This window comes from Kitasatospora sp. NPDC059088 (genome assembly GCF_042738155.1).
In the GTDB taxonomy this organism is placed as follows: Bacteria; Actinomycetota; Actinomycetes; order Streptomycetales; family Streptomycetaceae; genus Kitasatospora.
Window position 1 is genome coordinate 1 of record NZ_JBHYGR010000227.1, and the last position, 8,723, is coordinate 8,723.

Sequence of the window (8,723 nt, forward strand, 5' to 3'; positions counted from 1 at the left end):
GCCCCCCCCCCCCCGGGCCCGCCCCGCCCCGCGCCGCCACCGGAGCAATGCGCCTACGGCCCGGGCCAGTTGGGCCGGGGAAGATCAGGCCGGGGTAGGGGCGGTCAGGAGAGCATGTTGATCCGGTACTGCATGATCCGGTAGTTCGTCACGTCGTACCACTGGCTGACGACGATGTGGAAGTTGCCGAACGTCGAGCCGGGGATGACGAAGCCGCCGTACGGGCTGGCCACGAAGTTGGCGGTCTCCTGGCCCGGGGCGCCGGGGAGGATCATGGCCTGTTCCAGCGTCCTGGTCAGGTCCGAGGTAGGGAGTGCGAAGACCATCGCCCTGATCGACAGCGGGTCCGTGTTCAGCCAGGTGAGGACGTACTTGCCGTCCATGGCGCGGAAGCACAGCTCGCCCCACTTGCGGGTGCCGAAGACGGTCGTCGGGGCGGGGGCGTTCCACTGCCAGTTGCCGTCGGTGTAGCCCCAGGGCTCGTAGGCGTCCGGGGTGCCGAGGCTCTCCTTCCGTACCCGGTGCAGCAGCATCCCCGACTCCACCTCACGGTTGAAGACCGTGGACAGCACGTAGCAGTAGCCGTCGTCGGCCACCGCGTAGGTCTTCTGCTGGAACTGCCCGCCGTACAGGTCGCCGGGCCACTGGCACAGGTACTCCCAGGTCTGCCCGTTGTCGGTGGAGCGCCAGAAGTCGGTGTGGTGGGTGTCGTAGATGACCCCGCGCATCAGGTGCATGTACATCACACCGTCGACGACGAAGGCGTCGGAGGGGATCGCGGTCGTGAACTTGTCGCCGACCTGGGTGTGCGGCTCGTCGACGAGGCTGATGCCGTAGGCGCCCTGGACGACGCCGTCGATGCGCAGGTTGTCCAGGTCGGCGCTGCTGGAGCGCAGTCCGACGGGCGCGTTCCACTGGCCGGTGAAGAGCTGGTCGCCGGAGTAGGTGTCGCCGCAGACGAAGAGCATGGTGCCGTCCGGGCACCGGACGGGGATGCCGAGGTCGGTCCACGCGGCGCCGAACGATCCGGTCTCGGCCGGGCCGCTGAGGTTCTTGATCTTGGTCGCGATGGTCGGGGCGGTCGGGTCGTACGGGCCGTTGGCGAGCGCGGCGGGAGCGCCGGAGCCGAGGGCCCCGGCCCCCACGGCGACGCCGATGCCGATCCTGAGCAGGTGGCGGCGGGAGGGCCCGCCGGGTGTCGGCGTCTCGTCGTGTCCGCCCGCTGAGCGTGTCATGGTGTCGGTGGCCTTCCGGATCGACGGATCCCGCACCTTCGCCCGGATCGCGCACCCGAGCGGCGACGGGGCGCCACCGAGGCTACGGCGGCCCGCCGCCGCCCCGTCGGTGGGTGGACGGACCTTCACCCGAATTGGGTAGGCGTGGGGCCCGGCGGCCTCAGGTACGGGTGGGGGCCGGGGGGTGAGGGGCCGGGGCGGGGGTGCCCCGGGGGAGGAGGAGGGGGGTGGCCAGGATGAGGAGGCCCGCGGCGGCGAGGGCGGTGCGTGGGCCGGTGGTGTCGGCGAGGAGGCCGCCGAGGGTGGTGCAGACGGCGATGGCGGTCTGCTGGCCGATGGACCAGGCGGACAGGGTGCGGGCGAGGAGGTGCTCGGGCGTGCGTTCGAGCCGGTGGGTGGCGAGCACCGGGGTGTAGAGGCTCATGTTGATGATGATGGCGAGTTCGACGGCCATCACGGTGACCAGGCCGACGACGCCGGGGCGGACGAGGACCAGGCCGATCAGCCACACGGCGCGCAGGGCGCCGACGGTCCGGAACACCCGGTGCCGGCCGTAGCGGGTCACGACACGCTGGGCGAGCCGGGAGCCGATGAGTCCGCCGAGGCAGGGGGCGGCGAAGGCGAGGCCGTACTGCCAGGGCGGGAAGTGGAGTTGGCGCAGCATGAGGACGGCCAGCAGCGGTTCGGTGGCCATGATCAGCCCGGAGACGAGCAGGTTGTTGAGGTAGAGCGCCCGCAGCTCGGGGTCGCCGAGGATGTGCCGCCAGCCGTCGAGGACCGAGCCGGCCCGCCGCGGGTTCCGCCCGGCGGGCGGCGGGGTCTCCTCCCGGCCGCGGATGGCGCCGATGCCGAGGGCGGAGAGCAGGTAGCTGAGGGCGTCGGCGATCACGGTGGTGACCGGTCCGAACAGGCCGATGGCGGCCCCGCCCAGGGGCGGTCCGATCGCGATGGAGCTCCAGTTCGTCGACTCGAAGCGGGAGTTGGCCACCAGGAGGTCCTCGGGTCGGACCAGGGCCTTGAGGTGGGCGCCGGCGGCCGCGTTGAACGCGATCTTGGCCGCGGCGACGACGGCCGAGACCGCCAGCAGTTGGGCGAAGCCGAGCAGTCCGAGGGCGTAGGCGGCCGGGATCGTCGCCATGGCCGCGAACCGGACCAGGTCCATGGTGATCATCACCGGGCGTTTGCGCCGGAACTCCACCCAGGGGGCGAGCGGCAGCGCGATCAGCGCTCCCACGGCGGGGCCCACGGCGGACAGTGCGGACACCTGGGCGGGCCCGGCGTGCAGCACCAGGACGGCCAGCAGCGGCAGGGCGCCGAATCCCAGTCCGGACCCGTACGCGCTGACCGCGTAGGCCGCCCACAGCCACCCGAACCGCGGTCCCAGCCGTCTCCTGCCGAACCTGCCCGCTGTCGCTGCCGTGCCTGCGGCGGCTGCCGCACCTGCCGCGTCCCCCGTGCCCACCATGTCCGGCGCACTCCCTCGGCATCCCGTTCGAACAATCCGACGTTGACCGGGGAGAGCTAACCGAGCGGCTCGACCGCAGGTCAAACAACTGATCCGCCCCTCGGGTACAACCATCCGTTGTTCACAAGGGCGTGTCTGACATTGCGCGTCGGATCGGCCTAGGGTGGGCCGACGTGGACCTCGAAGCCGTACGCACCTTCGCCGCCGCCGCCGAGGCCGGCCAGTTCCAGAAGGCCGCCGTCGACCTGGCGGTCACCCAGCAGGCCGTCTCCAAGCGCATCGCCGCCCTGGAGCGCGACCTCGGGGTGCGCCTGTTCACCCGCACCCCGCGCGGCGCCGAACTCACCATCGACGGACAGGCGTTCCTGCCCCACGCACGTGAACTGCTGCGCGCCGCCGAGCGGGCCGTCGCCTCGGTGCGGACGGGCCGTCGGCCGCTGCGGGTCGACATCATCGCCTCGCGCGGCGCCGGGTCGGGTCTGATGCGCGACTTCCACCGCGCGCACCCCGGGATCGAGTTGGACGTGGTGATGCTGTTCGACGTGGCGGCGGCCGTCGCCGCGATCCGCTCGGGGGCGATCGACGCGTCCTTCCGTGCCGTCGCCGCACCCGGGCGGCCCTTCCCGGAGGACGTCGAGTCCGTCCGGGTGCTCGACGAGCCCTTGCAGTTGCTCACCGGTCCGGCGCACGCGCTGGCGGGCGCGCGTTCGGTGACCGTCGCCCAGCTGGTCGGCCACCGGATCTGGATGCCCGGCATCGCCCCCGGCACCGAGTGGGCCGCCTACTACGACGACCTGGTCGCCGAGTTCGGCCTCACCATCGAGGCGACCGGCCCCAACTTCGGTTCCGACGCGCTGCTGGACACCGTCGCCGACACCCCGGCCCTGGCCACCTTCATGAGCGAGCGCACCCGGCTGGTCTGGCCCGCCGGGCACGGTCTGCGCCGCATCCCGGTGACCGACCCGACGCCGGTCTACCCGCACTCGCTGCTGTGGCACCGGGACAACCCCCACCCCGCCCTGGCCACCCTCCGGGCCCACCTCGCCGCCACCACGCCCGCCCACGACGCCCCTGGGACCTGGCGGCCGGACTGGGTGCTGCCGAACTGACCACCTCGGCGAGCGCCGGGAGCGCCGGGAGCGCCGGGGGCGGGCGACGGTCGGGTCAGGCCTCCTCGCGCCAGCCCTCGTAGGAGGCCGCGACGGTGTCGAGGGCGTGCAGGAGGGTGGGCGTCCAGCCGTCGGACGGGGGGTCGAGGACGACGAGCCACTGGGCGTCCTCGGCGTCGTCCTCGCCGGCCAGCGCGTCGCGGACGATCTCCAGGTCGCCGAGGTCGGGATGGGCGGCGGAGAGCTCCTCGGCGGCCTCGTCGGCGGTGTCGCGGTCGGGCAGGACGAGCAGCTGGCGGACGAACGGGTCTTCGACGTCCGGCAGGTCGGGGGTGTGGTTCTCGGTCACCGGGCCATTCTCCAGGTCGGGCCGCGCGCCCCCGCAGGGCGGTCGGCCTTCACGAGCCCCGTCCCCGGCCCCGGCCCCGGACCACTGGCCCCCGTCCCCCGCCCCCGCCCGTACGCTCCCGCCCGTCCGGGCGGGAGTGTCCGCGGCGCGTGGGATGCTGGTAGGCGATGGCCAGGAAGAGTGCACCCGACGACCTGCTCGCCCCGCTGACCCTCGCGGTCGGTCAGGAGGAGCTGCTGCTGGACCGTGCGGTCGCCCAGGTGGTGGCCGCGGCCAGGGCGGCGGACCCGGACACCGACGTGCGGGACCTCCCGCCCGGCGGCCTGCAGCCGGGCAGTCTGGCCGAGCTGACCACGCCCTCGCTGTTCGCCGAGCGCAAGGTGATCGTGGTCCGGGCCGCGCAGGACCTCTCCGCCGAGTCGGTGAAGGAGGTCAAGGCGTACATCGAGGCCCCGGCCGAGGAAGTGATCATCGTCCTGGTGCACGCCGGCGGGGCCAAGGGCAAGGGCCTGCTGGACTTCGGGCGCAAGGCGGGCGGGCGCGAGGTGGCCTGCGCCAAGCTGGCCAAGGCGGGCGAGCGGCTGGCCTTCGTCAAGGGCGAGTTCCGTACGCTGGGCCGCTCCGCGACCCAGGAGGCCTGCCAGGCACTGCTGGACGCGCTCGGCAGCGACCTGCGCGAACTCGCCGCCGCGTGCAGCCAGTTGACCTCGGACGTCGAGGGCACGATCGACGAGACGGTGGTGGCCCGCTACTACAGCGGCCGGGCCGAGGCGACCGGGTTCGAGGTGGCCGACCTGGCGGTCACCGGCCGGGCGGCCGAGGCGCTGGAGCGGCTGCGCTGGGCGCTGGCCGTCGGCCAGCCGCCGACCGGCATCACCTACGCGCTGGCCTCCGGCGTGCGCAGCATCGGCCGGCTGGCGACGACCGGGCGGAACATGCGTCCGGCCGATCTGGCCCGCGAGTTGGGCATGCCGCCGTGGAAGGTGGACCGGGTCCGTCAGCAGATGCGCGGGTGGACCGGCGATGCGGTGGCCACGGCGCTCACCGCGATCGCCCAGGCCGATGCGGCGGTCAAGGGCGGCTCGGCCGACCCGGCCTTCGCCCTGGAGCGGGCGGTGGTGGCCGTCGCCAAGGCCGCCCGGGCCGGCTCCCGTCCCTCGTACTGACCGCGGCGGCGGACCGCTACTTGCGCATGGCCCGTACGGCGTTGTCGGCGTCGGTCTGCAGGTCGTTGCGGAGCTCGGTCATGGACGGCGGGTTGGCCTTCCCCTGGGTGTAACTGGCGTTGTAGCTGATGTAGTAGGTCATCCCGCCGTCGCGGATCTGCACCTCGCCGAACAGGCTGTGGTACGAGCCCGAACCGCCGTCGTCCTTGTAGATGAAGAACGCGTCCTCGCCGATCCCCGGGATGTCGGTGATCTGGTAGCCCCGGGCCCGGTAGAGCTCCTTGCCGGCCGTCTGCTCGGGTGCCGGGTTGACGGCCTTGTGCAGGTCGGCACGGATGTACACGCTGGCGTACTCGCTGTCGGTGCCGCCGCCGGTCCGCTTGAGCGACATGGAGCAGTTCATGCTGTCCAGGGCGGCGGTCCGGTCGGTGTGGTGGGACGGCGAACTGCTGTCCGTGGTGACGGTGTAGGTCTCCAGCAGCCGGGAGGGCTTCGCGGTGGCGCAGAAGTCGTCGGAGAGGTGGTAGTTGCCGAGGCTGCGCGGTGAGGAGTCGTTGCTGACGAGGTCCGGGACGGCCACCACGGCGGCGGCCCAGCCGGCCGAGGCGAGGACCGCGCCGACGAAGGCCCAGACGGCGTTGCGGCGCAGCCCACCGCCCTTGGGCGGCGCGGCGGGCAGCCCGGGCGCGGTCGGCAGCCCGAGCGGCGGCCCGAAGCTGCCGGCCCCCGGCCCGCCGAGCCCGCCGGATCCACCGGGTCCGCCCGGCCCGCCCGTGCCGGGTACGGGCGCCGTGGCCGGTTGCTGCGGAAAGCCGTAGCCCGGTCCGTTCGGACCCGGACCCGGACCCGGACCCGGACCCGGACCCGGACCCGGCGACGGCGGTGGCGGCGGTGGCGTCGTCATGGAAGTTCCCCCCTCGGGACTGGCCGCCGTGGGTGCTCCCCGCACCCCGGTCGCGCCTGACCGACCCTAGCGGCCGGGGCGCGGAACGCGACAGGCGCCGCAGTCGCCCTCGGGGAGAGGATGACTGCGGCGCCTGTCGTACAGCTCGTGCTGCACCGCACCCGCGTGGCGAACGCAGGCCGCGTGCGGTGCGAGTCTCGCACGCCTCGGGGTTCCGGGTAGAGGGCCGGTCGCCCTGAGGCGGTGGGGGCCGGAGCCCCCGGGGGGCGTCAGGCCTGGACGGCGGTGTTGACGCGCTTGGTGATGGCCGACTTCTTGTTGGCGGCCTGGTTGGCGTGGATGACGCCCTTGCTCACGGCCTTGTCGAGCGCCTTGGAGGCGGCGCGGGCCAGCACGGTGGCCTTCTCGGTGTCACCGGCGGCAGCGGCCTCACGGGCCTTGCGCAGAGCGGTCTTCAGCGAGGACTTGACGGCCTTGTTGCGCAGGCGCGCCTTCTCGTTGGTCTTGTTGCGCTTGATCTGGGACTTGATGTTCGCCACGAAGGAGCCTCAGTCTTGTCTGAATGGTTTGAACGGGCTGCACCGTGCGGCCGTCGGACCAGCTGAGAGGGCATGCCGAGGCCAGGTGCAGCTGACCACGCTACCAGGGGCCCGCCGCCCGCCCCAAACCGGCGGCCGGCCCGCGGCCGGTAGAAGGCCGGTAGAAGGCCGGGAGAAGTGGTGCGGCAGCTCCCGCCACCGCACGTACCCGGCCGAGCCGCGGAACCCCTCGGTGCGGCCGGGCGAAGCCCTTCGGGGCGCCCTCGGGGGGCTGTGAGGTGCCCGAACGGCGTCCCGCCCCGTAGTCGTGGGAGGATGGGAGGAACTATTTCGATCGGACGAGACTGTCCGGTCCCCGGGATAGCCGGTCAGCGATGATCCGGACACCCCCGGCCCCGGACCAACGGAGAATCGGACCAAGGTGCCCGCGACCCCCAGCAATGTGCCAGAGCCCAGCCGTACCGACCCGGCGCTGATCCGCAACTTCTGCATCATCGCCCACATCGACCACGGCAAGTCGACGCTCGCAGACCGGATGCTGCAGATCACCGGTGTCGTCGACCCCCGGCAGATGCGCGCCCAGTACCTCGACCGCATGGACATCGAGCGCGAGCGCGGCATCACCATCAAGTCGCAGGCGGTCCGCCTCCCGTGGGCCCCGAAGACCGGGCCGGACGCCGGGACGACCCACATCCTCAACATGATCGACACCCCCGGCCACGTGGACTTCACGTACGAGGTGTCCCGCTCCCTCGCGGCCTGCGAGGGCACCGTCCTGGTGGTCGACGCGGCCCAGGGCATCGAGGCCCAGACCCTCGCCAACCTGTACCTGGCGCTGGAGAACGACCTCACGATCGTCCCGGTCCTCAACAAGATCGACCTGCCGGCCGCCCAGCCGGAGAAGTACGCCGCCGAGATCGCCCACATCATCGGCTGCGACCCCTCCGACGTGCTCCAGGTCAGCGCCAAGACCGGTCTCGGCGTCGAGGACCTGCTGGACCACATCGTCAACACCGTCCCGGCCCCGGTCGGCGTCAAGGACGCCCCGGCCCGCGCGATGATCTTCGACTCGGTGTACGACTCCTACCGCGGCGTGGTCACCTACGTCCGTGTCGTGGACGGCCAGCTCACCAAGCGCGAGCGCATCGCGATGATGTCGACCGGCGCCACCCACGAGCTGCTGGAGATCGGCGTCATCTCGCCCGAGCCGAAGGTCGCCGACGGCCTCGGCGTCGGCGAGGTCGGCTACATCATCACCGGTGTGAAGGACGTCCGGCAGTCCAAGGTCGGTGACACGATCACCTCGATGCACAAGGGCGCCACCGAGGCGCTCGGCGGCTACAAGGACCCGCGCCCGATGGTGTTCTCGGGCCTGTACCCGCTGGACGGCTCGGACTACCCGCTGCTGCGCGACGCCCTGGACAAGCTGCGCCTCAACGACGCCGCCCTGGTGTACGAGCCGGAGACCTCGGTCGCGCTGGGCTTCGGCTACCGCTGCGGCTTCCTCGGCCTGCTGCACCTGGAGATCATCCGGGAGCGCCTGGAGCGCGAGTTCAACCTCGACCTGATCTCCACCGCCCCGAACGTGGTCTACCGGGTGGTGATGGAGGACGGCACCGAGCACACCGTCACCAACCCGAGCGAGTTCCCGAGCGGCAAGATCTCCGAGGTGTTCGAGCCGGTCGTGCGCGGCACCATCCTGGCGCCGAACGAGTTCGTCGGCGCGATCATGGAGCTCTGCCAGTCCCGCCGCGGCAACCTCCAGGGCATGGACTACCTCTCCGAGGACCGGGTCGAGCTGCGCTACACCCTGCCGCTCGCGGAGATCGTCTTCGACTTCTTCGACCAGCTGAAGTCCAAGACCCGCGGCTACGCCTCGCTCGACTACGAGCCCATCGGCGAGCAGGCCGCCCAGCTGGTGAAGGTCGACATCCTGCTGCACGGCGACCCGGTGGA

8 protein-coding genes are annotated in these 8,723 nt (G+C 72.3%); 3 read left to right on the forward strand and 5 right to left on the reverse strand.

What is annotated here, in order from left to right:
• Window positions 1–104: 104 nt before the first annotated feature.
• Together ACFWXO_RS44090 and ACFWXO_RS44095 are read right to left on the reverse strand one after the other, a co-directional pair.
• On the reverse strand, window positions 105–1,235 hold the full coding sequence (locus tag ACFWXO_RS44090; RefSeq protein WP_380532596.1) for a DUF4185 domain-containing protein: 1,131 nt from the start codon (window positions 1,233–1,235) through the stop codon (window positions 105–107).
• Window positions 1,236–1,395: 160 nt separating this feature from the next.
• A complete protein-coding gene (locus ACFWXO_RS44095; protein WP_380532607.1) occupies window positions 1,396–2,598 on the reverse strand; it encodes an MFS transporter in 1,203 nt (400 codons plus the stop codon).
• Window positions 2,599–2,873: 275 nt separating this feature from the next.
• On the opposite strand from ACFWXO_RS44095, the gene ACFWXO_RS44100 reads away from it, so the two are divergent.
• Entirely contained in the window at window positions 2,874–3,809 is a 936-nt protein-coding gene (locus ACFWXO_RS44100; protein WP_375892432.1) for a LysR family transcriptional regulator, read from the forward strand.
• A 55-nt stretch (window positions 3,810–3,864) separates the two neighbouring features.
• On the opposite strand, the gene ACFWXO_RS44105 is transcribed toward ACFWXO_RS44100, so the two are convergent.
• Entirely contained in the window at window positions 3,865–4,158 is a 294-nt protein-coding gene (locus ACFWXO_RS44105; RefSeq protein ID WP_375892434.1) for a hypothetical protein, read from the reverse strand.
• Between the two features lie 167 nt (window positions 4,159–4,325).
• Here ACFWXO_RS44105 and holA point away from each other — a divergent pair, with 167 nt between their 5' ends.
• The gene (holA, locus tag ACFWXO_RS44110; protein WP_375892435.1) at window positions 4,326–5,324 is read left to right on the forward strand and encodes a DNA polymerase III subunit delta; all 999 of its coding nucleotides are present in this window, start codon (window positions 4,326–4,328) and stop codon (window positions 5,322–5,324) included.
• A gap of 16 nt (window positions 5,325–5,340) precedes the next feature.
• On the opposite strand, the gene ACFWXO_RS44115 is transcribed toward holA, so the two are convergent.
• Together ACFWXO_RS44115 and rpsT are read right to left on the reverse strand one after the other, a co-directional pair.
• Complete coding sequence (locus ACFWXO_RS44115) at window positions 5,341–6,228, reverse strand: hypothetical protein (RefSeq protein WP_380532601.1); 888 nt, start codon at window positions 6,226–6,228, stop codon at window positions 5,341–5,343.
• A gap of 269 nt (window positions 6,229–6,497) precedes the next feature.
• Entirely contained in the window at window positions 6,498–6,767 is a 270-nt protein-coding gene (gene rpsT, locus ACFWXO_RS44120; protein ID WP_375892438.1) for a 30S ribosomal protein S20, read from the reverse strand.
• A 421-nt stretch (window positions 6,768–7,188) separates the two neighbouring features.
• Between rpsT and lepA the strand changes: the two genes are divergently transcribed.
• A partial coding sequence (gene lepA / locus ACFWXO_RS44125; protein ID WP_380532604.1) for a translation elongation factor 4 occupies window positions 7,189–8,723 on the forward strand: 1,535 nt, incomplete at its 3' end.